Source organism: Metabacillus sp. KJ11-3, assembly GCF_055808295.1.
Genome location: NZ_JBVVRS010000002.1, coordinates 188,458 through 212,285, shown reverse-complemented (window position 1 = coordinate 212,285; position 23,828 = coordinate 188,458). Strand labels below are relative to the sequence as shown.

The window sequence follows — 23,828 nt, the reverse complement described above, 5'->3', positions numbered from 1 at the left end:
TTTCTAGTAACTAATAATTCTTTGTCTTAGAATAAAAGAGGATATAAATATTAAGGGGGATTAGCATTGAAAAAAACATATATTAAGAGTTTATTTCTTACTTCATCATTATTATTAATTCCATCTCTTTCTAATGCTTCGCCAGGGGGCTTAGATAGTAATGGTGGCCACACTTGTAGGACTAATTGTTCCCAGTATGGTCTAGAAACAGGTGAATATCATTATCATCGTAATGGTGAAATTGTAAGGATTAACAAACCCACAACAAACACAAGCTCTACAAACGTTGCTTATAATGATGCGTTAAAGCAAGGAAATATTTTAAAATCACAATTAACGTCGTATAACCAGGCGATTAATAGTGGGGATATAATAAAAATCAATAAGCTATACGACTCTTTCACTAAACAACTAAAAAATTTAGAATCAAAAATTGGTAAAGTATCGGGATCATCAAACCGCTCAAAATTAAATGAGCAATATGTTACCCCAGCTAAGGTTGCTATCGAAAGAACTATTTATGAAGTTTCGCAGCATCGCCTGTTAAACAATATTAAAGCGAATGTATCTGAAGGTAATCTTAATAAGGCTATCACAGATACAGAAAAACTCGAACGTCTAAAAAAAGAGCTGAAGATATCAAAAAAGCTGGAGGATATCTTCCATTACCAAGTTTGGTTAATCAAACATTACGTTTTAGTGAAGCTGATATACAAGGGACTCTACTCACAGTCTTATTAGGAGAGTATGATCAAGCAATTAATAGTGGAGAAATTTACAGAGTTGACGGTCTCTATGATAAATTCACTAAACAACTGCGTCTTACTGAAACAAAGATTGGTCAAGTATGGGGAGGTTCAAAACGGGCTAACCTTAACTCTCAGTTTGTAGTTCCTGCTAAAGTTGCTGTGGAACGTACAATTTATGAGGTTTCTCAGATACGCCTATTAGAATCAATAAATAATTTACTTTCCGAAAATAAAGTAGGTCAAGCAGAGTCGAAATTGTCAGTATTAGATCGCTTAAAGTTAAGGGCAGATGCTATCAAAGAAGCTGGAGGATATGCTGCCTTACCAAGTAAAGTTAAATCCGACCTAGAAAAAGAGGAAACTCAAATACGTGAATTAATTGCAGAAAATGCTCCACCAAAAGGGGAAATGGAGGTTCACACCATTGATGTTGGACAAGGGGATAGTACATTAATTGTCACTCCTGGTAATAAGACAATCTTAATTGATGGTGGTAAAGAATCAGAGGGCGATACAGTTTTAGCTTATTTAGCTGAACATGGAATTACTTCCATTGACCTCATGATAGCAAGCCATCCAGATGCAGACCATATTGGTGGACTTGTTCCCGTATTAGAGAATCTTGAAGTGAAAAAAGTCATTGATTCCGGTAAACCTCATACAACTCAAACTTATTTGAATTATTTAGGTCTTATTGATCAAAAGAATATTCCTTTTGAGATAGCAAAAGAAGGATCATTTTTAGAAGTAGATCCTACTGTAGATATTCAAGTATTGAATGCTTTGGAGGAAAGTAGTGATACCAATGATTCCTCTATTGTTTTAAAAGTATCTTTTGCCGAAGCTGATTTCTTGTTAACTGGAGATGCAGACACTGAAATTGAAGCTGAAATGATTGCAGAAGGTTATGACTTGGATTCTGAAGTACTTAAAGTAGGTCATCATGGTTCTGACACTTCAACATCACAGGCTTTCCTAGAAGCAGTTAGTCCTATTATTGCTGTTATATCTGTTGGAGATAACAGTTATGGACATCCAAGTTCATCCGTTCTGGAACGTTTATCTAATTTCGGTGTAGATACCTCTTCCACAATAGAAAATGGAGATATAGTGATGACAACAGATGGAAAATCTGTACGAATTGATAGAGAACGTTAAGAGGGATGATAATTATGTCAAAAAAGATTTTTACGATAGATCGCATTGAAAAGAATTTAGCTGTTTTACTCTTAAGAGAGGATGAAGCTGTTCAAATCGATGTTAGTCTAAGTAAACTTCCTGAGGACATAGAAGAAGGAACGATTATTGAGCTTGAACTAGATATGAAAGGCAAGGTAGTTTCTTCAAAATCACTAGTACAAGAAACAAATCAAGCAAGAAATAATGCACAAGAACTGTTAAACAAAATAGTAGGTAAAAATAATAACTAAGTATACAAAAGTGACTCTAATAAAAATAGAGTCACTTTTGTATGTATTATTTATCTTCCATCTTTAAATTTTAACCAGAAGAATCCTCAATGATTACATCAAACCCATTGAAATAATTATAATAAGTAATTTTATTTATTAACAATGAATCCTATTCATTTTCAATTGATTCTTTAACTGATATTTTCCTTTAAAATAGATATTAATTATACAAGAGAGGATTAAAGAAATAGTTTAAAAAAAGAATAAATTGGTTTAGTAATTAAAAGGGGTGTAAAAAATTATGAAAGAATATTCAAATATATACACTAACATCTTTCAAGCATATTTAGGCAGCGGATTAGATAAAGAAATACAAATTGAGAATAACTGCACAAGAGCATTGATTAATACTTTGCTACATTCAGATGACCAGCTAACATGTAATTTTATCAATTTTTGCGCAGGTAGAGAAATTGTTTCACAAACTAATGAAGTAAATAAATATTTGCTCCAACCAAGTTTAACTGAGGATATGGCCAAATGTAAACGAGGTTTTATATTGGCTATAACAGACAAATTAATTAAAAAGACAGATAATAAAAAAGAAGGTAGAGCAGATGCAGCTTTAATCTTTGGTGATACATTATTACTTATCGAGACAAAGTTGCCAGGTAATACCTTAGACAATAGTCAGTTAGAAAGACATAAAGATACATATTTTGATTCACAAGAAATTGTAGATAATAGTATTAAAAATTGGTCAGAAGTACTGATTTTTTTTCAATCTCAGAAGGAAGTATTTACGAAGGAAAAGCATCCTATTACCAATTTTTTAGTGAGTCAATTTGAGGAATTCTGTGAAATTAATGGTCTTGGTGTGATGAATGAGGATTACCATATAAGAAACTTACCGAAGGAATCACAGGTGATGGCGAAAACGGTGCTTGAATATATCAGTGAAATGTATAATGGTCAGTTAAGAGATCTTAAAAATGTAAAAGGTGGAATTGCGTTTCAAAAGGAAAATACCGCTGGATATTTTGCGAAAATAGCTACAGGGTCTAGCCGAAATTGTTTAATCTTGTATTTTTCGAAAAGCAATCAATCTGTTGGGCTGGATTATCAAAGGAAATTTAATGAAATAGGAATAGGGAACAGGAGAACAGTTAAAGATGATGAGAAATATCCAAATGAAGCATATATAAACCTTTCTAAAGTTAAAGAAATAAATGAAATTACAAAATACATTCATGATGCTTTTATCATGAGACCATAGATAACGTGACTCTCATAAACATTCTATATGCTTGAGTTGAATTTTGTAGAGTAATAGAACATTAAAGGAGAAAACAATTAGGGGATAAAGGAACTAAGTAACACAATAGAGAATAAGATATGAAATTAAAAATAGAAGAATTTATTTTGATTTGAGAGAAAGTTTTAAGTAGGTGATGGGGAATGAAACAGGCTGAATGGCAGGATTCACATAAATTAATAGAATTGGTAGATAGGTTAAAAAAAGAAAGTAAATGGATACATTGTGTTATAGGAAACAAGTGGGCAAATTCAACAATAGCATATTATGTTGTATTAGTTGATTTCAAGGTAATATTAATTGATGAAGATTTTTCATTGAACTTGAAACTATTGGGCAAAATAGAAGAAAAATCTAAATACCTAAGGACATGGAATTTGAGTGATAATGTTGAATTCTTTCTTACAAGTGAAGAATACACAACCTTACTTGATTACCAGTATAAGTTAAGAAAAATAGAAGAACTATTCCTATCATCAATAGAAGATATTAAAAAGGATTTATTACTTGTGAGTGAAGTACAGATAATTTTAGAGAACTTTTTCCGAAAATTTTATCAAGATAAATTTAAGGATATTAAAGGAATACATGTAAGTGAGGATATTCTTTTAGCAGATATGTTTTCAAGAAATATAAGGTATGAAAATTACTATTACTCACCCATTATTGAAAATAATGTACGAAAATTGCTGGATATATTTAATGCAAAATATTTAAATGTGATATTAGATATTTATTCTTTTTCAATATTGGTATCTAGATTATTATTTTATATAGCTAATAAGTTGTATACCAATGAGTTTTCAACGCATTATTCAGGCTACTTTAAAGATGTGAAAAACTCTAAAATAGATGATTGTATTGCTTCATATTATGATATTGACTTTATAGAACATAAACAAGTTGATTCAATTGGGATGTTTACATACTACTTAAAGAATAACAACATATCTGCTAAAGATTACACGTTGTATGACTTATATTTTCACATTCGTAATAAAATTGAATCATTTGAAAAAAATCGTGAATTAGATTTTTTTGAAAAAGAATTATTAATTGATACAAGTGGTTCTCCTTTGACAACTATAGATACTTTCACTATAGAAGAGGTTGATTTAATGAGCGGTATTGAATTTGAAGACTTTATATGTGAGCTCTTTAAAAGAATGGGGTATTCGGCAAGTAAAACACCTGGTTCTGGAGATCAAGGAATTGACATTATTGCTGCTAAGAACGGGATGCGTTTAGGGATACAGACAAAGTGTTACTCAAATACTGTCTCGAATAAAGCTGTTCAAGAAGTAGCTTCTGGAATTAGGCATTATAATCTATCTAAGGCGGTGGTTATTACAAATAATTATTTTACAAAGTCAGCTATTGAATTGGCATTATCAAATAATGTGATTCTCTGGGACCGAGAGATATTGAAAGAAAAAATTAAAGAGGTATCTTAATTGTATGCTCTACATTTGTGGTGGAGTTTGCCCCTACTGTCATTATGATAATCATGAGCTGATACTAATTGGTGCAGACAACATTGACAAAATTGATAACAATTTTGAAACTGACCAAATGTGTAAAATCTGTAGAAAAGATGTAATAGTTGAATCTCGATAGTTATATATTTCAATAAAAGTGAACACTTAAAATTCTAGTTTTATTTAACACTAATGCACAGTACAACGTTACTGTGCATTAGCAAGTTGATATCAAACAAAGTGCGAGTGTTGAAGTATAAATTTTAATAGAATTAAAGAATGAGTATTATTGGTTTATGTAGACAGTTTTGTTTCCACTTAAAGAAGGGTATCTATTACTCTTATTTTTTTATATTTTTATTTGTGACGTTAAATGATAATTTAACGAATAATAGTGGTGGAAATAAGAATATATGTTTGGTATAATAAAAGGACTAGAAATAATTTCTAGTCCTTTTATCGGTATGGATGCTACACACCACTATTTCAAAGGCGTAGTGAGTAGTATCACCAAGTAATAAATAACGTGTCGCTATTTATAGGGCGCAACAAGTTATGTATTACTATACCCATTTATATTATAACTTTATTCTATTATGCATGATTTAAAATAATTTGTAAAGAGGTCTACATATGCAGCAACCATTTACTAACCATTCTATCAAAGTGTTTTTTGATGAAAGTGGAAAAAACCAAGAACGTCCCCATTTAATGGCTGGACTTCTTATACCATCACATTATTATAACTCTCCTTCTGTACAGGAACTAAATGAAATCATTAGAACTTCAAAGTTACATTGGACTGATTATAACGGTGATAGTCAAAAACGAAAGAAAATTTGGAAGATAATATGTACTATTCTTCAAAATGAACATTTAATGAAAATGAATGTAATTTCATATAACCAATCTAAAATTGAAGCAGACTCTAAAAAGCTTAAACATAAATATCCAGATATGGCTGATCAGACTATTTTCATGAAGTTTCCAGAAAGAATTATCTATGGATTATTAAGAGGTTATGGTTCTTATGTTCATTTAAATACACAGATCCTTATAGAAGATGATACTACCTATCACAATACAAGGTATGATTTAAGAAATCAGTTATTTCAGCAATTAAATATACAATCAATTTATCGTGGAGAACATTTTACTATTACAGAGGTTGACTACTACCCTAAACAAACTGAAGTTGGTATAGAGATCTGTGATATTCTCTTAGGTATTGTTAGAACCATCATTCGTAATGATGAACCGACTAGCCGACCTATTCGTGAAAAGAAAAAATTTATTGTTTCGTTATTAGAATCTGAACCAAAATTTTATAATTTCTTGCAAAATATAAAATATTTTGAGTGGGGAAATTCACATGAATTGGTTGAAATTAATTTTGAAACCTATCTTAATATTTTTCTTAGTACAAACATAATAAAAGCTTAATGCAGATTTCGGAGGAAAATCATATGACAATGGTGATCGCTGTAAAAAATAATGATAGCGTAATTATGACAGCTGATAAACGGATTACAACTTCAAGTTCAAATGGGCAAGTTACAAGGTATTCTGATGATTATAAGAAGATATCAATAATAGACAATCGTTTTATTTTATCCTTTGCAGGTAGAGCATTCGTAGCTAAAAATGCTTTGAGTTTTATAAACAAAGAAATTGATATATTATCCTCCTCCTCCACAATTGAAGTTAAGCTATTCTTTAGAGAAGCCTTTCTGTATGGAAAAGCTTGTTTTGAAACAATTTACCTGGACTAAAAGCAACTTCTGTATTTTATTTAGGGTATATAAATCAAAGTAATCCATTATTGTTAGGTTTTTCATCAGATGATGATTTTATCGCTATTGAGATAGATGCAGACATTAAAGTTAATGCTGCAAATGAAGAAGAAGAATTCCAGTTGAAAAAAAATCTGTAGAATATATTAATAAACAAATCCAATTTAAGAATGGAACTTTTAATACAACACGAGAACTTACAGAAATTTATTTTCAAACTATTAAAAAAGTAAATAATAGAGCAATTGGGAAAACAGCTTACTCTGTTATTCTTTCCCCTACGGGTATAGAAGAATACAATCATGCTTAAAAATGGACATACTTCTTTTTTCTTATCATGACCCAGTTATATATGATCTAAATAAATAATTATTCGTTAAAATGGGTTTTAACGACATATTTCGACAAAATTAAACAAAAATATACTTAACTTGAGGTGTTTATATGGCTTACACGAGAGAACAAGAAAAACATTTCAATCTTATGCAGAAAATATTAAAAACGATGCCTTACTATGTTAATGAGTATGTAGATGATAAGCTCATGAAGCTTTCTCCTTCTACCCTCCTAGCTTACCTAAGGGTATATGAACATTTTTTTAACTGGCTAAGAACTAAAGAAATCGTCCCTGAAGGATCAAATATTGACTTCCCTATTGAAGCTCTAGAAAATTTAAAAAAGAAACAAGTTAACGGTTATATTAGGTACCTGTCCACCCAGACAAAAAACGAAACTGATGCTATTAACCAAAAAATAGCTGCCTTAAAAGCTTTATTTAGATATCTTACTACCGAGACAGAAAATGATGATGGTGAATGTTACTTTTATCGTAATGTTATGTCTAAGATCGAATTGGTTCCTAGAAAGGAATCCATTGGTAGAAAATCAGTTAATATGGCAGATAAAATTTTGCATGAAGATGATGGTACATACCTCCTTCAATTTATTGAATCTGAATACATTAATTATGTTAAAGGTACTAAAAAGGAACGGTATTTTAAAAGGGATAAAGAACGTGACCTTGCTATTATCTCCCTCCTTCTTGCTACTGGTATGCGAGTTAGTGAAATAGCAAGCCTTGAAACTAATGATATAGACTTCCATAACCGCTTCTTAAACATCATAAGAAAAGGTAGCAAGGAAGAAGTAATTACATTCAAAAAGTTCGCTCTTCCCTATTTACGAGCTTATAGAGATGTAAGAGCAAGTAGATATAAAGCTACTGAATTAGAAAAGGCGTTCTTTATCACTCTTCATAGAGGTAAAAGTCAACCTATGTCAATCAGGACCATACAGAAACTCATGGATAAATACACAAGCATTTGTTTTGAAAAAACATATTCACCGCATAAGCTTAGACATACTTATGCTACTCAATTAGCGGAAAGTGGAGTTGCCCCTCACTTGATACAAACTCAATTAGGACATAGTTCATTAGGTACTACATCCATTTATATGAACTCGACTTTAAAAGAGCTACAGAAGGCTATAGATGAAGAATAAAACAGCTGTGTTTCTACTAACATAGTAAAACGTACAACTATAGAATTAATGAGTATTTAAGGAGATTTATATGTATATAACCCCCTTCAGCACCAAAAGATTAATGGTATATATCATATGTATTTTAGGCGGTGGCGTCCTTATTTTCGTGAATAATACCTATTTTCAACCAGCATTTGAATGGTTACCAATTTTACTCGCCTTATCAGCATTTTCATATGGCCTCTATCAGTTTTTTATTCTTATTGGCTTCATTAACAAAATTGAAAAAGAAGAAATAAAAGTTATTAGTGATGAGATCGTTAAAGAATATAAACAATATATGAAGTCAGATCCTTCGAAACCATCAGAGGAAGAAAAGAAGAAAAAGGCAGAAGCTGAACTAATCCAAAAGAGCTTAGATGATGCTAAAAGTACCTGGAAAGATAAACCTTATAAGTCTATGAACATATATGAACAATTTCATGCTACCCTTTTTAAACGAAAGTTTTTTAACAAGTGGGTTGATTTTTTAAATTTTGCTATGAACATTGTCGTTGGTTTTATTGTATTAAATATCTACTTAGTAACTCCTTTGATTTACGTCTGTTTTATTATTGGTTTAGCAATTTTAGTGTTTGTTAACATCAAATTTGGAAGGTATTTTTAAAAAAGATTCGCTCACTTGAAGAGGAAATTTATTCAGAAGAGACTGTAAAAAAATTCAAAAAAATCACAAAAGATTTTTAAAAATGTACAAGGAGTTAACATATAAGTAGCTTATATAGCTATTTGTCCATCATTTAACTGGGAGGCCCAATAAAACATGGTTATTAAAAAAATTATAGGATCTTTATTAGTCTTGACATTGTTAGCAGGTTGTTCGTTTGAGAAAGTATTTAGTACCACCTTAAACGCAAGCGCTATAGGAGCTACCTCAATGTATAATTTCTTAGCAGATGGTAATTTAGAAGCCAAGGATATAACCAATTACGAATCTAACGATACAGGTGAAATTACATTTATTGTGAAAAATAAGATACATTATCATCGAGATATAGATATTGAAGGTCTTGCTGTTACTGATAAAATTACTTCTGCCTTTCCTTTAAATCAAGAGGATATCGAAGTAATACATTCCTTTTTAGAATACTTCCTTGACCTGGAACAACCTAAATTAGTAGAGGATGCAATTAATACGGCAATTGAAACAAATTCTAATCAAACTCTTGAATTTTCTCCAACTAATGATGATTCCATATACGCAGATGATAAATGTGAAGTGGTTATAGAAAACAATGAATTAAAGATTTATTATCTCGTTAAAATCAAATAAATATTTATTACTTCGTTTAGTGTAAAGGACACGAAAGTTTGTACATACACTTGGAGGTGTTCCTAGCCAATTAAAGTCAGAATTTTAGCTAAAGGTGGTAATTAAATGCCTACTAAATCATCTCAATCCTATATAAATCAATATTTAGAGAATAACACAGGAGTTTCGGCTACAGAATTATGCCAGCACCTAATAGAGCATCAAGGGTTTTCACGCGAAACGTATTCTACAGGAAGACCAAAGTTATATGTTGATGTAGTGAAATACCTCGAAAAATTACAAAGATCTGGTCATTTACAAGCTATTGAAAAGAATCAGGACGATTGTAGGTATGAGGTCCTTTCTAATGGAATTTCGGAAGAATTAATTAATGAGAATACTGTTACCGAGAAAGATAATTCTAAAAAGGAAGACGAACAAGAAAACCTTCAAATGAGTCTGTTCTAAAAATGGGTATTAGTGAGGATAAAATATTATGATGATCAACTTAGATAATCAATCAAATCATGAAGAATCTAATGAATGCGATTTAGATGTCGTATATGACTACAAAGCTTATCCGGATAAGATCAACGGTCGTTGCGATAGATGTAATCATGCATTATTCGAGAGTTCTGTTAAAAATGGCGTTTTTATACGAAAATGTAGAAATTGTGGAGTAAAAAAGAGCATATAAAATGAAAAAGAGGCTGGGACAAAAATAAAATGTTCATTACTAATGACGAATAATTTTAGTTAGAATAAGCTCTTTAATAGAAAAAATCCGAACTAATTCAACATTCTAATCCGTAGAATCTTGAATTGTAATTCGGATTTTTCTTTGGCTGAAATACTTTTGTCCCAACCTCTACTTACATTTTATATATCAAGTATAAACATTTGAGTCCAATATGTTTTATAGGTCTTATTGGCATTTACAAAGCCAATTCCTATTTCATTGTGGAGACCAAGTATATTGGTTCTATGACCAGGACTGTTCATCCAAGCACTAACTACTCCTTCTGGTGTTTGTTGGCCGGCAGCAATGTTTTCAGCTGCACTTCGATAAGTGATACCGAACTGTTTCATCATATCAAAAGGTGAACCGTATGTTGGTGAATTGTGATTAAAGTAATTATTTTTCGCCATATCCGCAGATTTTTCTCTTGCTACTGAACTTAGTTTGAAGTTTAAGGTTAAAGCATTCCCTTTACCATTCCTTAACCTTTCAACATTAGTCATTAAAAAAACATCGTATTCGAAATTATTAAGCTCAAAGGTATTGTTCTTTTCTATCTTTACCATGGTATTAGTTCTTAGCGAATTTTCAATCATTTCAAGTGAAGAATCTATTAAAGAAGGAACACTTTCATATTCTCCTGCTTTTTTAATTTCAACTGCTCTCTTTTTTAACCGATTTAACTTACTTAAATCATTAGAAATATCTGATTTACCATCAACGACTTGTAATCCAATATTCTTCAATAAGCGGTATTGTGAGACTTCATATATGACTCTTTCCTTCGCAATTTTTGCAGGTCTTACATATGTTTCATTTAGCTTGTCCCGGTTTGTTTTTCCTTTTACTCTACCAATCTCTGTTTCAACTTTTTTAATATAGGTCGATAAAAGATCGTAGTGACTATCAATGTATCCAATATTTCCATAATCGATCCTATCATTGAACACTTGCAGGATCGCATTTAAATTTTGACCTTCGAATACGGCATTATTCCCTGCTGCATAAGACTTATTTATACTTATGTTCATAATGACCAATAGAGCAATTACTAGTAAAACAGCTTTTCTTTTCATGTTAAATCTCCTTCTTGTACCCTTTTTCTTTATAGACCATTACTTCACCTTGCCTATAGAGAGTATCCCAATCAATTTATAGAAGCATTGCCTTTATTATTGCTGCCTCAGCGTTGCTATGTATGAGAACATCTATGATTTCACTTTACAGTTCTTGCTTTCTTCTTACGAACTCTTATATACAGTGTGATTTTCCATCGTATTTAACTCAAAACTAAAGATACCATCTACCTTTACTATCTGGAATAGGGCAATTGCACGTTGGCCCCTCGATAAAGTGTCCATTATTATCAATTACGCCAACAGCTCTGTCACAAAAGCTTGTCTTAACCATTACTTCTGCCTGACCATTTTTGAAATGTCCTCCCCATAAAAATTTTGGTTCTATTATACATTCCTCGTGACTATTTATATATCCCCATGTCCCATCTATTCGAACTGCTGCTAAACCTTCACTAAAGATTAAATAATTAATTATTTCCTTATCAAACTTATCAAGTGATATTATTTTTTTACCCTCCGAGTCCACTAATAGAGTTGCGCCATTTTTAACTACTTTATATTGAATTTCTTTCAACATTTCACCACTTGCTCCGATAATTTTTTCATATTCAAAATTTAATAATATTTCGTTTCTATGATTAATTACACCATATAAATTATTATGTTTTGCTACAAATAAAGTTGTTCTTTCGTTTGAGAAACTATTTAATTCATTGATATATTGATACTCAAAAGGAATCAGCAAATCTTGAGTATCACATTCCAAAACTCCATATTTGCCAGTTTTACTTACTATATAAAAAAACCTAAAGTGTTCCTGTTCTTGCCTTTCATATTCAAACCAACCAGAATGATAACTTACATCATCTATATCATTAATGACTTTTTCCAAGTTTTCGTTTAGTAAATCAAAAGTATGCTCTTTATAACACTTAAATACATAAGTATAATGATATAATTTGTTGTATGAAATATCTTTATAAACCGGTTCAATAATAAATTTCTGTTTTTTTAGATCATAAATTCCTAAAAGTTGATCCTTTATTCCGAATACATATGATTCTTTATATATAAAACTTGTTTCTTTATTAAAAGGTATTTCTGGTAAATCATCTTTAGTTAAAATTTCATTGAACATTGGTGGTAAAACAACTTGCTGATATTTTGTTATATCATAGATACCAATAAGCCCATCGCTCATTACATATACATAAAATTTACTATGACCACAATTATTTATTATCTTATTAAAAATTACTGGGACAACAACGTCTTGACGTCTTATATCATAAATACCAAATAAGCCATCCTTCATTACATATACAAATGATTTCTCGTATATAAAGTTTATTTCTTTACTAAAGGGTATTTCAGGTGTATTCTCTATATTTAATATCCTATCAAAAATGGGTGGAACTAAATATTGACCATCTTTATTAATTAAACCATCTTTATTTTTAAACCGTACTTTAGAGGTATTACTAGAATTATAAATATAGTATCCAAAATATTTTCTTTCCTCTAAAGTACATAAATCAAATTTAGGTTCTACTGCCCAGTTATTATTAGAATCCTTAAAGCCGATTTTCCCATTATCCTCGCTACTAATACCAAACTCAGAATACACTCGTATATTAGTAATTTCTCCACCAAGTACTCCTACATTAAGAACATCAAATAAAACTTTTTGAGTATTCGAAGAGGAAAGTTTTTCTTTATATATTTCAAACGTATCTAGTCCATAAAAATTAAAATTATTACATACAAAGGGTTTTTCTATACCATTCTTATTAGTTATTTTCCCTATTAATTTCTTATTATTTTCATTACATTCCAAATAGCTTAATATTCCTAGGTTATCTTTACTTAAATATTTTATTTCCAGATCTCCTCGGATATTGAATCTTCTATTTATTTCTTCTGGTTCTTCATTTGGGAACTTTTCAAATAATTTCTTTTTTTCTTTAGCAATTCTATTTTTACGTCGATAATCTTTTTCTTTAATACCTTTTAGAAATGGATTTCTATGTATCGTTTTTTTATTTAATAGTATCCAATAGACCTTACCTTCAGGATAGTTGTTAAACTCTTGTAAAAGTTGAATTAGCCCACAATCTATCATAGGAAGGATTAACTCTTGCCCTTTTTTATCCAATATAATACGGTATAACTCTTTTTCATGTTCATATTCTCCACTTTTGGTAATTTCATTCTCCATAGTCAAAGTTTGATTTATTTTTTTATTCATCCTAATCTTTGACTTATGCTTTGTATACAAGTCCTTCCTTTCAATAGCTTTTCTTTGATTACGAACTTTTTCTGGCTCTTTAATAGTTATCTTTTTATCCAATTTTCTCTCATGATTTATTAATACCCAAATTGCCGACCCTTCCGGGTAGGTATACTCTTCTAAAAGTTCTATTTCTCCATTTTCTATTAATGGAATAATTAACTTACGAGCTGAATTATTTAAAACGATACGTTTTAATATTTTCATAATGATATTTTCCCCTTCAAGACTTTAGATATATTTTTACTATATAATATTATAGAGTTTTTAACTGTTCACTACTGGCCAACTAATCTGCTTCTATACTTTATAACAATTATTTCAAGATCCCCCGTAACGTAATTTGCGCAATTTTCTTATTCCGGGATATGGCCCGTTTGCGGAAGATCATGAATTAGTAGATAAGATGTACGAGTTTCATAAAAGTAACTACTTGTAAGGTTTAATTGCATTAGAGAATTTCTTATAACCCTTTAAACTACTATCGTTTTTTTAAATTTTACATATTCTTAATATTAATTGTATTCTTTTGTGGGTAAATATATCTACAAAAAGAATCATTGTAATAAAAAAATGTGGATTTACAGGAAATAAGACCCTTTCAAGATTATATATGTATTCTATCATGGTAATATATATAATTGACGTTACTATATTTAGTCTTGAAAGGTGAAAATATTTATGGTTAAGGTTTTAGTAATAGACGATCATATTGCATTAACTGAGGGTACGAAATCAATTTTAGAATCAAGTAAGGATTTATCAGTCGATACACTCCACCCACCATTTTCTATAGATAGCATTATAAGTCATGATTATTCATTGTACGATGTTGTGCTTATGGATATTAATTTAGGTTTAGAGATGACTGGTATAGATGTATCCAAAAAAATTCTCAAAAAGGAACCAGGCTGTAAAATTATCCTATACACTGGGTATGATGTTACCGATTACTTTGAAGAAGCAGTTAATAATGGGCTTTACGGTGCTATAAATAAAAATATCACAAAGCAGAGAATCATTGATTATATAGATCAAGTTTTAGATGGGAATCTTATAATGCCTATTGGGATTCTTAGAAGGGCATTAAAACGAAAAAATAATCCTATTACTTATAAAAATACTTATACTGAACGGGAGTTTAGAATACTAAAATATATTGGAGAAGGTATGACAAACCAAGAGATTAGTGATGAATTATATGTGAGTAAGCGAACAGTTGAATATTCTTTGACAGATATATTTCAAAAATTGGGAGTATCGTCACGTTCAGAAGCAGTTCTTATTGCGAGATCGGAAGGATTAATAAGCTAGTAACTATAAAGATCCTCTGAGTTGATTACGGCTTTACTTCTGTATTGAAGAGTTTAAATTATACGATAGACCCAAACCAAAAATAATACCAATCAATTCACATCAAAAACAGGCTTGGAGAAATCTCTCCAAGCCTGTTTTTAGTCCATATTTGAGAATCTGGAAGAATTATAATCCCTTAACTTTTTAATTCATGAGTGTATTAATTGCTAAATAACCAATGAAGATTCCAACAATAACACTAACAAAGAACCATTTTCTGGATTTTTTCAAATTTTTCAACTCCTTTTATACCATTTAAAGGTAATTGTGTTATATTTTAGTAGTACCAAAAAAACCATATGGAGCGTGAGAGATTATGAAAAGGAAAATTTTTAACCTCTTTGTCTTACTAGTTTTGACGTTTGTTGCTACTATTCCTGTTAATGCAATTGAAAATGTAGAAAGTAATACAGATTTGCAGAATCTCCAGGATCAGATCGAAAATACTGCTGTAATTACTGATAAGGCAACTACTAAACAATTTATTCAGAAAGCAAAAAAATTAGTCCAGAATAAAACTGCTAAGTTTAATATCGAAACTAATAAAATAGTGTTTTCTAAAGCAAAATTAGTGAAATATTCAGATGATGAATCTACATACTATATGGTTGGTACACCTGTAAACTTAAAAGATAGTCATGAATTAAGCAATGTCTCTATAGTATTTAAGGAAGATGGATCCTTTTTAGGTACAACTGAATTTTATCTTACTAAAAATAAAGATAGTAATTTTCGGATAGCTCAATATTCTGATGGTGTTGAAAAACTAATCCAAGATACGGAACATAAATTTGAAACAGCAGAAGAATTTAGGGCTAATGCCCCCCAATTCTCGACTATGGGATTTGATACTACTAAATTAGCAGAATGCTTGGGGATTTCTGCTGCATTAGCCGGGACAATTGCTGCTGCGTGTGCATTAGGTTGTGCATTTTCTGCAGGAGTCGGATGTGTAGTATGTTTAGGAGTAGCACTAGGCTTTAACGTCGGGGGAAATGGTGCATGTATTAAAAACGCTTGGAGGGGTTAAGAAACTTGCGAGGGGATCGAAGTACAGTAATATATCTACTAATATATTTAATAATCAATGGTGTCGGAATTTCTACTGGAAGTATTTGGATCAATCTTACATCACCATTACTTTTAGTTTTTATCTCGATAAGAGCATTGAAAAAGATAGAAAAGTTTGAAAGTTAGTTTATGTTTATTTAAAAAGGACTATCCATTTTTGGATAAGTCCTTTTTAAATAAACGTCTTTTTTAAATTAAATCTCAATAATTACTTTAAATCCTTTATTAGGTTCTGTTTCAATGTCTACAGTACCATTTAATAATGCAACCCTCTCTCGAACACCCGATAATCCCATACCATTTTCCTTTGAGAATAGGCTATCTTTAATAGATCCAATACCGTCATCCTCATAATGTATAACCATTTTCTCTTTAATATTAACAAGGATTAAAGTTATAAGTGAAGCATTAGAGTGCTTTGCAGCGTTATTAAGCAATTCTTGTACTATACGATAGATATTTAATTGCACATCGAGGTCATTGGGATTGCGTAAATTGTTAATATTCATATTAACAACCATATCAGTATTATTTTCATGTTGATATGCTAATCTCTCTAACCCCTTTTTTAAACCTAAATCATACAGTACATTCGGTCGTAATTCATAACATGTCTCCCTAGTCGTAGCAATAATCTTAGATATATCATCCATCATTTTATCTGCATCATTCTTTGAAATTTTATCTGCTAAATATTGATCACTTGCCCTTTCGAAACGTTTTTGAAAAGAAATTAAATCTTGTAAAACGGAATCGTGTAAATCTTTGGCAACCTCTGATCTTTGTTTTTCTTCCAATTTATATAGGACACGATTTAACCAGACTGGATTACTATTATCTTGTGAATCCTCAAGGTCTTCGAGATATGCCATAAGATTTTCGATTTTCAAAAAGGTTTCTAGAGTTACATTTGTATAATAGGCAAGAGTTTTAAGATAAGATAATTCATCTCTCGTTAATTTGGGAGTGTTGATTTTAGTTGTACATACAAGGATATAATGGCTTTTGTCAGTCTCACCAACATTTATAATAAATCCTCTTGTTACTTCAATTATTTGTCCAATGAAATCATTACATTTGGCAATGTCGGAACTAAATTCCATAAGATTAGCTGGAAGAGTTTTTATCCAATAATCAAGATTCGTATCGTTTTTTTGATATTCAACAAGTTGTATATCACTTACAAGAGTGATATCTAAAATAGTCCTATTGAGCTCCTTGAACACCTGATTGATATTATTTGCTGTTCGTAGGCTCTCTGTATAATTAAATATACTCTGTTGATAATTCTTTTTTCTGAGAATCTATTAAATTTGAAATCAAGTATTTCTTTATAATAAAACGTTACAATAAAGATAATAAGGAGAAAAACAAATAGTCTAATCGAATATAATGCTGGATTATCACCTTTTGTTGTAGCAACTAAAGATACCCCAATAATAGAAGGTATTAATCCTATTAATAAGAAATATCGAATTCTCCCCATTAAAAAATCAATATCATGAATTTTTTCTGCAAGAAATTGATAGACTAAGGCAATAGGAATAATTAAAAGGAAACCAGCTAAAATTACAGGCGGGAAAATATGGACATTAAAAAACGTATATGGAATTGCATAGAAAAGGATGAATGGCGCAATAGCAACTACATTTGAGATCAAGAGTACTTTAATCAAGTATCTTTGAGCTCGATATTCTATACGTTTCAAACCTAACATCATTACGAGTATAGCGATAAAGTAAAGTGTAATAAATGATAATAAGTTACTTGTTTTGAGAATTGAAAAACTTCCAAACGGCATTTTTTCTATCAAAACATTAGTAAGGACTATGAGATATCCAATTCTATAGAACCATTTATTGAACCATATTTTACCTAACTCAGAGAAATAATGATAAATAAATTGAAGGAATAATACAGGAACAGACAAAAAAGTAATTATATTCAAGTAGCGTAATATTAATTCGCCTCTTGATGAACCCCCCCACTTAGATATGCAATTGCCATATCAAATAGGAAGATAATAAGGTAAAATGAAGATTTATTGAACAGATTACTTTCATTCGTTTTATAAATGTGATAACTCGCATAAAGAATTAAAATTGCCAACACCAATGGGATAGGAACTTGAAATATTGTTTGTAAATCTAATGTATATTCAAAGTGTAATTCTAATATTTCACCATTACTCTTTTGAATTTGTATATCTGTAACTTTCTCTATTCTTTCATAATTAATTACTTGTGGATTTTTATGGGGATCTTCACCATTAATCGATAGGATTATGTCTCCTTTTTCAATACCTGATTTAGCAGATAATGCACCTGGCTCTACCTCTACTACAGTTATAGGTTTATTAGGATCATTGGTAACTCTAGAACCTATATATGGATGTGCAGCTGTAAAATACGTAGTGTAAGAAACGAGAAGGATAAAGACAACTACTGCAATGGTGTAGATCCCTCTTGCTTGTATTTTCACTTACTTAATAAAGCTCCCTCTTAATACCAGAACTTAGAAAGAGAAACCTTGCTATGGTCCTTAATAACTTTTATTACTTGTAAAGTTTCTTCCTTTGTTACTTTTAACAAAGATACAGTACCTGCTAACACAGCTTGTCTCTCTTTCTCGTTGTTTTGTAAGTAATTAATTGTTTGTTCTACTGTTGAATTCATTTCAATCTCTCCTTTTAAATTTAAATAGTTTCAAAAAACACATTTTTTATGGCATCTTCTTCTATCTCATCTACATAAAGTAGGCAAGAGCGGTTCATAAGAATCTGTACAAGTTCTTCTTTGTTCTTTGGATCAACAAGGTATGCTACTATGTCTGAAATTCTGTTGTTTTTAATGACCATACCCTCCTTTAATAATTCTATTTTACTAGATTTTCTATAAAATAGGTATAATATTATTATGAAATTTAAGGATGTTTAGTTAATTTATGCTAGTTAATTCGTGTGTGTCAGAATATAATTGTCTAAAGGAATGCTTCTAACACAGAATTAAAACTTGATTATAAAACATATGTTCTGTACAATCATGTTTAAACAAGTATAAAGGTGATGTAAATGGTGAAAGGCCTTAAAGATAGGCAATTGATGAAATGGGCTCCTTTTATTATGCCGGAACAAAAGGCTTTACTGAATAAAGCAGAAGTTGATATTCAAAAGAGAGAAAAACCAATATTAGACGATTATGAAATTTTAGAGATAAATAATGTTATTGTGACTAGTTTCCAAGATCAAGCTACGATTAAATTAGATCTATGGAAAGATGGCTTTATAGAATGTTTGGGTCCTGTTGTGGTAATAAAGATAGATCCTGTTTATCGCAAAATGTATGTGAAAAATCAAATTAACACTGAGTTCGTAGCTTTTGATTCCGTAGTAGGAGCAGCAGTAATATAAGTGTGTATAAACTATAATAATGGTTCATACTAGCGTTAAAGGAGTTGGTGATATGTTTGTGTCCCCCCAACTGTTAGAACGTGAAGATGATCCTTTTTTTGATTCAGATGAAGGCTCGAATCAATTTTTGAATGAGTTAAAATTTGACGGTCATCGAGCTATATACAGCCAAGTCGATAAGAATATTACGATATATACGAGAAATGGAAATCCTGTAACTAATAGATATCCGGAGTTAGTCCCCCTCCCTACATCTAAGGACATTATCTTGGATGGTGAGATCATTGTCATGGATAATGGGAAACCTAGTTTCGAAAAGCTTATGGAAAGGTTTTCGTGTAAGAATGATCATAAAGTTATGTACCTGATGAAAGAAATATCGGTTACATATGTTGTTTTTGATATTCTTATGCTAAATGGGGAATCTTTAATGAATCTTCCGTTAATTCAAAGGAAAGAAATACTGAAGAACGAGTTGGAAGATACAGACCATATTGTAAAAATCCAATATATTGAAGGAAATGGAGAAGCTTTGTTTGAAGCGATTAAAGAGCAAGGGCTTGAAGGTATGGTTCAAAAGAAGAAAAATAGTCGATATATTCCCGATCGGAGGACAAGTGACTGGGTAAAGGTGCTAAACTACACTTACTCAGACTCTATATTTGTAACTGGTTATCGTAAAGGTGAGTTTGGGTTACTAGCATCAATTAAAGATGAAGGTCGAATGAGGCCAGCAGGTGTTATTGAGCATGGTAGCATTGATTTAAGAAGACAATTCTACAATCTTGTTAGAAATTACGTAAAAAAAGAAGATGGTGATTTTGTTTACATACAGCCATTTGTGCGTGTGAAGGTTAAATTTCTACATTGGACTTCAGGTGGTTTTATGAGAATTCCAGTTCTATTAGAAGTGATAACGGAATAATTACATGCAGCTTATAATTAAGTGCCGAAGGTATTCGCTTTTATTGTATATGTATCCGAATACCTTCTTAAAATATATTCATCTGTATTTAGTTCACTTTTAAAAATTAATTTGAATTCAGTAATTTCAAAGTTTTATTTTCTACAGCAATTTTAAATCCGTAGTTTCCATCGTTTTCTTCCACAATTGTTTCAAAAGCTTTATATACAGCAGTTCTCAAATCATCGTAGTAGAACATTTTCAACTTTTTATCCAATTGGATAAAGCGGTCTGTAAATCCACTTCACTTACTGCCGGAAACTATCCTCCTATTATACGTACACATTACTAGTTGAAATAACGATACTTATAACAAGTAACAACATGAACAAACCGAATTTCCTCACATAATCACTTCCTTTTTAACGCTATTTTGTAGCGTATCAAGCAGCAACTCACATGTCTTTTTTACATACTGGACAAACTCAGGGTTATTATCTTCAATGCTATTACTATTATATAGAGTAAGCATTAGTGTTTGGAGTCCGTCGTAGATTGCCTGGTATGTATGATATTGTTGGCTCTGTGCTTCTTTTATGATTAGCTCACATGCATAATGTAGACCGTTCATTTGGGATACAGTGTGATTGCTGATATAATCAACTGATAACCAATCTTGTGCTTGTATAACTACTGATTTAACAGCTGTTTCATATCTGGAATTTATAGTTTTCATTGATTTGCTTCCTCCCGTTGGAAATCATTTTCTAACAAAATATAATCCTAATAATTTTAGAAAAAACAAGGACTAATTGTTTGTTTAACATTATAAAAGTAAATCTCCCACTCTCTTGCCTTTTTTGGACAAGTTAGTTCTTCTTCCAAAGAGTTTGGTGCATTTTGTAAATTATCTTTTTCTGTAGTTGGATTTCTCAGCCCCTTTTAGATAGCATTACCGAAGCCAGTTAAATAGATTAGAATTCCTTGAATTATTTGATACATACCTAACGAAAGCATTCCAGGTAGTACAGATAATAAGCTTTCTGAAATTTCGTTCCTTTGATATGGCACTCCATAATCTATTTACAGATCAAGATCTTTGAATCTAAGAGAATGATCTCCATAAATATTTCTAATATAATCCTCTTTGATTCCCTTTTCATTTATTATACTCATGAGATGGTTATAGATATAAGTATCCCGTAAAATAGGGAGACTAAGACCAAAATTCTTTCGTATATGCTGTAAGCTCATTTCCTTAACTCTAAACCCATGTTGAGTAATAAACATGGCACTTTCATTTTCTACTCTTGATAAATAGGAATGGATTATATGATCATGTAGAATTCTTGAAATCGGTACTATACGAGAAAAGTTAGACCGGATTCTTATATAACACTTATCTCCTCTTTGAAAAAGGTCCCTTTTCTCTAATGCAATGATTTCAGAGATTTTAATGCCTGTCTCAAGCATAAGTAAAAGGATTGAAATATCTCTTTTTTTCCAAGTCATTTGAGCATATTTATACAAGTTTATTTGTGCCTCTTTTTTTAATATGACAAATTCTTTCTTTGGGAATTGATCATCTACCAATAAAGGAATATCTCTAAATTCTATATTTAGGTTTTTATTTACGAAGGAAGAGTATGCGTTTATACTGAGGACACATTTATGAAGTGTACCTCTCGATCTGCCTATTAACTGTCTTTCTTTTATGAACTCAAATATATCAATTAAATCATAATCTAAATCTTTATCTGCACTTTTTACATTTAAAAGATATTTATAGAAATTATTCATCGCACTTATATAAGTTACTCTGTTATTTTGATTTACCCCAGAACTACTTAGAAATTTTGTGAAATCTACTACGTTATATAAATCATACAATTGTGACACCGCCTTATTGTTACTAAATTAAATCACTTTAAAAAACCATAATATGATAGTAAATGATGCTATTAGGAACACAAGCAAATGTACAAGATCGTCTTTTTGATACATCATCTTATAATTAATGTTTTAGTCCCTTCAAAGTAAACTCGGATAAAATACAAAAAGCTAATTTTATCTTAGAAAGCAGTTAACTATCGGTTGATTTTTATCTGAACACCCTATTATAAGACTTACCCAATTAAATGAAAATTTTTATCCATCCAATTAATGAAATCCATAATGGTACACTAAAAAGGGTTGCTATGAGTAATCCTTTGAAGAAATCTCCATCTCTCTGAAATTCCATTTTATATCTCTCCTTTTAGGTCTACTGATGTCTGGAAAAACCTAGTCTTAACATTAAGTCATAATAATTAGTTTCAAAATTTTCCTACGACCCCATTGTAAAGCTGCTGCTTCATCTTTAATAAAAACATCGATTTTGTGTCCTTTTATGGCTCCACCCGTATCTCCAGCAATTGCAACTCCATATCCTTCGACCCAAACTTTTGAGCCTAGAGGAATTATTTTTGGATCTACTGCTATCACTTTTTCATCTGGATTTGCTCGTAAATCAATACCAATTTTGGTAGTACCTGAGCACCCTTCACAGTAAGCGGTGTATGCGGTAGCTTCTACATACATTTCAACACCTTGTATTGATCTATCTGTAGGTAACTGGTTCATATTCATTTGGTTTATCGCTTCTGCTCGTAACTTTGCTTCTTCCTGTTCTTTTTTTATTTGTTCATGAAGAACTTTAATTTTATCTTGTATATTGACCTTGTCCTGTTCAGCTATTGATATTTGATTAAAGATTTTTTTGTAATTGGATTGGAGGAGATTTATCTTTTCTTGTTTTTGGGCTAATTGACTGTCTAAATGGTCTTGTATTGTTAGCAGTTCCTCCTGGATTATTTTAAGGTCTCCTTCATACTGGCTAATTTCCCGTTTGTCTAACTCGAGTTGTTCTAAATCATCCTCTTGTGCTTCTAGAATTTGATTGTCAGCATCAATTAAAGTATTAATTGCTGTAATTCGTTGAACAAAATCGCCAATTCCTTTTGAATTTACAACCATGCCGATGACTATATCGACTTGATCATTTTCTTGTAGAGCTTTTAAACGATTTTTCATAATTGCAAAACGATAGGAGGTTTTATCCTGTAAAATTAGGATTTCCTCTTTCTTCTCTTCTATAAGTTGTTCCGTCCTTTTTATACGGCCATTTATAGTGTCGATTTTTTCTTTATTTATTGTAATCGAGTCCTGTACTTTTTTAAGATCTTCAATAATGTATTGAATTTCTGCTTGAACGGTGGAAAGTTCATTTTCTTTTTGATTAATTAGTGATTCAGTCTGTTTTAGTTCATGCTCTAGAGATTCTGTAGAGATTGTTGCTTTTACTGTTAAGAGGTCCGAAGTCAGTATAACTGGTACTATTAAGCCGATCATGAACAATCTTGATTTAGTCATTTCTTCCTGCTCCTTTTTCATACAA

26 protein-coding genes are annotated in these 23,828 nt (G+C 30.8%); 16 read left to right on the top strand and 10 right to left on the bottom strand.

The window, feature by feature from the left end; translation table 11 throughout:
- The first annotated feature begins 66 nt into the window (after nt 1–66).
- From AC0L8O_RS26530 to AC0L8O_RS26475, 12 genes are all read left to right on the top strand, one after another.
- A complete protein-coding gene (locus tag AC0L8O_RS26530; protein ID WP_473449661.1) occupies nt 67–741 on the top strand; it encodes a YHYH domain-containing protein in 675 nt (224 codons plus the stop codon).
- Nucleotides 675–1,907 (top strand): MBL fold metallo-hydrolase, encoded by a 1,233-nt coding sequence (locus AC0L8O_RS26525; protein ID WP_473449660.1) that lies wholly within the window; start codon nt 675–677, stop codon nt 1,905–1,907. Before AC0L8O_RS26530 ends, AC0L8O_RS26525 begins: the two co-directional genes overlap by 67 nt.
- A gap of 14 nt (nt 1,908–1,921) precedes the next feature.
- The gene (locus AC0L8O_RS26520; protein WP_473449658.1) at nt 1,922–2,179 is read left to right on the top strand and encodes a DUF3006 domain-containing protein; all 258 of its coding nucleotides are present in this window, start codon (nt 1,922–1,924) and stop codon (nt 2,177–2,179) included.
- A 283-nt stretch (nt 2,180–2,462) separates the two neighbouring features.
- Nucleotides 2,463–3,437, top strand: a complete 975-nt coding sequence (locus tag AC0L8O_RS26515; RefSeq protein ID WP_473449655.1) for a hypothetical protein — start codon at nt 2,463–2,465, stop codon at nt 3,435–3,437.
- 182 nt (nt 3,438–3,619) lie between these two features.
- Nucleotides 3,620–4,930, top strand: a complete 1,311-nt coding sequence (locus AC0L8O_RS26510) for a restriction endonuclease (protein WP_473449652.1) — start codon at nt 3,620–3,622, stop codon at nt 4,928–4,930.
- 657 nt (nt 4,931–5,587) lie between these two features.
- On the top strand, nt 5,588–6,397 hold the full coding sequence (locus tag AC0L8O_RS26505; RefSeq protein WP_473449650.1) for a DUF3800 domain-containing protein: 810 nt from the start codon (nt 5,588–5,590) through the stop codon (nt 6,395–6,397).
- A 23-nt stretch (nt 6,398–6,420) separates the two neighbouring features.
- Nucleotides 6,421–6,726: a hypothetical protein gene (locus AC0L8O_RS26500; RefSeq protein ID WP_473449647.1), complete on the top strand. Its 306-nt coding sequence runs from the start codon at nt 6,421–6,423 to the stop codon at nt 6,724–6,726.
- A 465-nt stretch (nt 6,727–7,191) separates the two neighbouring features.
- Nucleotides 7,192–8,250, top strand: coding sequence for a tyrosine recombinase XerS (gene xerS, locus AC0L8O_RS26495; RefSeq protein WP_473449645.1), 1,059 nt, complete (start codon nt 7,192–7,194; stop codon nt 8,248–8,250).
- A gap of 70 nt (nt 8,251–8,320) precedes the next feature.
- The gene (locus tag AC0L8O_RS26490) at nt 8,321–8,899 is read left to right on the top strand and encodes a hypothetical protein (RefSeq protein WP_473449642.1); all 579 of its coding nucleotides are present in this window, start codon (nt 8,321–8,323) and stop codon (nt 8,897–8,899) included.
- A 156-nt stretch (nt 8,900–9,055) separates the two neighbouring features.
- Nucleotides 9,056–9,565, top strand: coding sequence for a hypothetical protein (locus tag AC0L8O_RS26485; protein WP_473449639.1), 510 nt, complete (start codon nt 9,056–9,058; stop codon nt 9,563–9,565).
- Between the two features lie 105 nt (nt 9,566–9,670).
- Nucleotides 9,671–10,012, top strand: a complete 342-nt coding sequence (locus AC0L8O_RS26480; protein WP_473449636.1) for a DUF3895 domain-containing protein — start codon at nt 9,671–9,673, stop codon at nt 10,010–10,012.
- A 28-nt stretch (nt 10,013–10,040) separates the two neighbouring features.
- Nucleotides 10,041–10,241, top strand: a complete 201-nt coding sequence (locus AC0L8O_RS26475; protein ID WP_473449634.1) for a DUF8096 family protein — start codon at nt 10,041–10,043, stop codon at nt 10,239–10,241.
- A 182-nt stretch (nt 10,242–10,423) separates the two neighbouring features.
- Here AC0L8O_RS26475 and AC0L8O_RS26470 read toward each other — a convergent pair whose 3' ends face one another.
- A complete protein-coding gene (locus tag AC0L8O_RS26470) occupies nt 10,424–11,359 on the bottom strand; it encodes a CAP domain-containing protein (RefSeq protein WP_473449631.1) in 936 nt (311 codons plus the stop codon).
- A 214-nt stretch (nt 11,360–11,573) separates the two neighbouring features.
- Nucleotides 11,574–13,859 carry a WG repeat-containing protein gene (locus AC0L8O_RS26465; RefSeq protein ID WP_473449629.1) on the bottom strand — a complete coding sequence of 762 codons (2,286 nt, stop codon included), beginning with the start codon at nt 13,857–13,859 and terminating at the stop codon, nt 11,574–11,576.
- Between the two features lie 474 nt (nt 13,860–14,333).
- On the opposite strand from AC0L8O_RS26465, the gene AC0L8O_RS26460 reads away from it, so the two are divergent.
- Both AC0L8O_RS26460 and AC0L8O_RS26455 read left to right on the top strand, forming a co-directional pair.
- Nucleotides 14,334–14,966, top strand: coding sequence for a response regulator transcription factor (locus AC0L8O_RS26460; protein WP_473449628.1), 633 nt, complete (start codon nt 14,334–14,336; stop codon nt 14,964–14,966).
- 358 nt (nt 14,967–15,324) lie between these two features.
- Entirely contained in the window at nt 15,325–16,038 is a 714-nt protein-coding gene (locus AC0L8O_RS26455; RefSeq protein WP_473449625.1) for a hypothetical protein, read from the top strand.
- A gap of 235 nt (nt 16,039–16,273) precedes the next feature.
- Here the strand turns inward: AC0L8O_RS26455 and AC0L8O_RS26450 are convergent, their stop codons facing one another.
- The 5 genes from AC0L8O_RS26450 to AC0L8O_RS26430 form a co-directional block, all read right to left on the bottom strand.
- The gene (locus AC0L8O_RS26450; RefSeq protein ID WP_473449622.1) at nt 16,274–17,305 is read right to left on the bottom strand and encodes a sensor histidine kinase; all 1,032 of its coding nucleotides are present in this window, start codon (nt 17,303–17,305) and stop codon (nt 16,274–16,276) included.
- Nucleotides 17,275–17,787: a hypothetical protein gene (locus tag AC0L8O_RS26445; RefSeq protein WP_473449619.1), complete on the bottom strand. Its 513-nt coding sequence runs from the start codon at nt 17,785–17,787 to the stop codon at nt 17,275–17,277. Before AC0L8O_RS26445 ends, AC0L8O_RS26450 begins: the two co-directional genes overlap by 31 nt.
- A 251-nt stretch (nt 17,788–18,038) precedes the next feature.
- Nucleotides 18,039–18,560: a PDZ domain-containing protein gene (locus AC0L8O_RS26440; RefSeq protein ID WP_473449617.1), complete on the bottom strand. Its 522-nt coding sequence runs from the start codon at nt 18,558–18,560 to the stop codon at nt 18,039–18,041.
- A gap of 20 nt (nt 18,561–18,580) precedes the next feature.
- Nucleotides 18,581–18,754, bottom strand: coding sequence for a hypothetical protein (locus AC0L8O_RS26435; protein WP_473449615.1), 174 nt, complete (start codon nt 18,752–18,754; stop codon nt 18,581–18,583).
- 20 nt (nt 18,755–18,774) lie between these two features.
- Complete coding sequence (locus AC0L8O_RS26430) at nt 18,775–18,936, bottom strand: hypothetical protein (protein ID WP_473449613.1); 162 nt, start codon at nt 18,934–18,936, stop codon at nt 18,775–18,777.
- Nucleotides 18,937–19,149: 213 nt separating this feature from the next.
- Here AC0L8O_RS26430 and AC0L8O_RS26425 point away from each other — a divergent pair, with 213 nt between their 5' ends.
- Nucleotides 19,150–19,488, top strand: a complete 339-nt coding sequence (locus AC0L8O_RS26425) for a YolD-like family protein (protein ID WP_473449610.1) — start codon at nt 19,150–19,152, stop codon at nt 19,486–19,488.
- Between the two features lie 52 nt (nt 19,489–19,540).
- On the top strand, nt 19,541–20,413 hold the full coding sequence (locus AC0L8O_RS26420) for an ATP-dependent DNA ligase (protein WP_473449608.1): 873 nt from the start codon (nt 19,541–19,543) through the stop codon (nt 20,411–20,413).
- 382 nt (nt 20,414–20,795) lie between these two features.
- Here AC0L8O_RS26420 and AC0L8O_RS26415 read toward each other — a convergent pair whose 3' ends face one another.
- From AC0L8O_RS26415 to AC0L8O_RS26405, 3 genes are all read right to left on the bottom strand, one after another.
- Entirely contained in the window at nt 20,796–21,128 is a 333-nt protein-coding gene (locus AC0L8O_RS26415; protein WP_473449605.1) for a hypothetical protein, read from the bottom strand.
- Between the two features lie 347 nt (nt 21,129–21,475).
- Nucleotides 21,476–22,282 carry a tyrosine-type recombinase/integrase gene (locus AC0L8O_RS26410; protein ID WP_473449603.1) on the bottom strand — a complete coding sequence of 269 codons (807 nt, stop codon included), beginning with the start codon at nt 22,280–22,282 and terminating at the stop codon, nt 21,476–21,478.
- A 405-nt stretch (nt 22,283–22,687) separates the two neighbouring features.
- A complete protein-coding gene (locus AC0L8O_RS26405; protein ID WP_473449601.1) occupies nt 22,688–23,803 on the bottom strand; it encodes a 3D domain-containing protein in 1,116 nt (371 codons plus the stop codon).
- Nucleotides 23,804–23,828 lie beyond the last annotated feature (25 nt).